This window comes from Streptomyces sp. NPDC097107 (assembly GCF_044762405.1).
Taxonomy (GTDB): domain Bacteria; phylum Actinomycetota; class Actinomycetes; order Streptomycetales; family Streptomycetaceae; genus Streptomyces; species Streptomyces thinghirensis.
In genome coordinates, this window is record NZ_JBIWEF010000042.1 from 1 (window position 1) to 1,385 (window position 1,385).

Genomic DNA, 1,385 nt, shown 5'->3' on the forward strand with positions numbered 1-1,385 from the left:
CTAGGGCCTGTTGCGAAAGTCGATCTTGGTCGTAGATGATCACGCTTTGTGGGACGTGGGGATCTGACGAACGGCCAGTGGGCCCGGCTGGAGCCGTTGCTGCCGAAAGGCATCAAGCCGGGCCGTCCGCCGGTGTGGACACGGCGACAGTTGATAGACGGCATACGGTGGCGGACCCGGACCGGTGCTCCCTGGCGCGATGTGCCGGAACGCTACGGTCCCTGGGACCGGGCCTATGACCTGTTCCGGCGCTGGCAGCGCGATGGCACCTGGGCCCGGATCGTCACCCAGTTGCAGGCCGAGGCCGACGCGAAGGGCCTGATCACCTGGGACGTGAACGTCGACTCCACCGTCTGCCGGGCCCACCAGCACGCCGCCGGGGCATCGAAAAAGGGGACCTGCAGAAGGAGCCGCCCGGCGGCATCGTCGTCGAGCCAGCCGACCACGGGCTCGGTCGGTCCCGGGGCGGGCTGACCAGCAAGATCCACCTGGCGGTCGAGCAGGGGCAGAAGCCGCTGTCAGTGGTCATCACGGCCGGCCAGCGGGGTGATTCCCCGCAGTTCGAGCCGGTCCTGGAGGCAATCCGGGTGCCCCGGATCGGTTTGGGACGGCCGCGCAAGCGCCCGGACCGGGTGCGGGCCGACAAGGCGTACGACTCCCGCAAGAACCGCGCCTACCTGCGTCGACGTGGGATCAAGGCAACGATTCCCGTCCCGGCGGACCGGGTCCGCAACCGCAAGAATCTCGGCTCTCACGGCGGTCGGCCGCCGAAGTTCGACAAGACCGACTACCGCGCACGTCACGCGGTCGAATGCGGAATCAATCGCCTCAAGCGTCACCGCGCGGTGGCCACCCGCTATGACAAGTTGGCCGTCCGCTACGAGGCGACCGTGCTGGTCGCGGTCCTGAACGAATGGCTATGACCAGCAGCGGGATCTTCCTCATCGGTCACCTTGTAGCCGGGGACGGAGGGCCAGCGGACCGTCAGAACCACGGACTCTTCCTCCGCGAACCAGGAGTGATCGATGCCCCGACCCCACACGACGTAGTCCCCCTGCTCGGCCAGGAGAACACTGCGCCCGGGCAGTTCCACCCGGAAGCGCCCGCTGATGAGGACCAGCAGGGCGGTGCGCTCTTCGCCGGTCACCCACTGAGCCCGCTCATCGCCCTGTGGGTGGACGCCCCACTTGATCTCCACGTCCTCGCTGTAACGAGGATCGGAGGCGTCTTTGAAATGTCCCAGCAGCCACCCCCGGTCCAGTGCAGCATCCCTGCCGGCATTGCCCACATACACGCTGTCGGTCATGGCTCCGGAAGGTAGCAGCCAGCCACATCAGCACTCACAGCGGCAACTACCGTCACTTTCGCAACAGGCCCTAGGCCGG

At 67.2% G+C, this 1,385-nt stretch carries 2 protein-coding genes; one reads left to right on the forward strand and one right to left on the reverse strand.

Translation table 11 applies throughout. The annotated features are described in order from the left end of the window. Positions 1-48 precede the first annotated feature (48 nt). Positions 49-923, forward strand: a protein-coding gene (locus ACIQ1J_RS35355; RefSeq protein ID WP_388744783.1) for an IS5 family transposase whose coding sequence is annotated in 2 segments (ribosomal slippage) — positions 49-442 and positions 442-923 — 876 coding nt in all. Because the reading frame shifts where the segments join, the coding sequence is not laid out codon by codon here. Here the strand turns inward: ACIQ1J_RS35355 and ACIQ1J_RS35360 are convergent. Beyond that, positions 878-1,306, reverse strand: coding sequence for a signal peptidase I (locus ACIQ1J_RS35360; RefSeq protein ID WP_322983600.1), 429 nt, complete (start codon positions 1,304-1,306; stop codon positions 878-880). The genes ACIQ1J_RS35355 and ACIQ1J_RS35360 overlap by 46 nt on opposite strands. Positions 1,307-1,385 lie beyond the last annotated feature (79 nt).

What these genes read in the sequence shown, in the direction of transcription:
- ACIQ1J_RS35360 (WP_322983600.1), bottom strand. Translation starts at nt 1,306, where the DNA reads ATGACCGACAGCGTGTATGTGGGCAATGCCGGCAGGGATGCTGCACTG.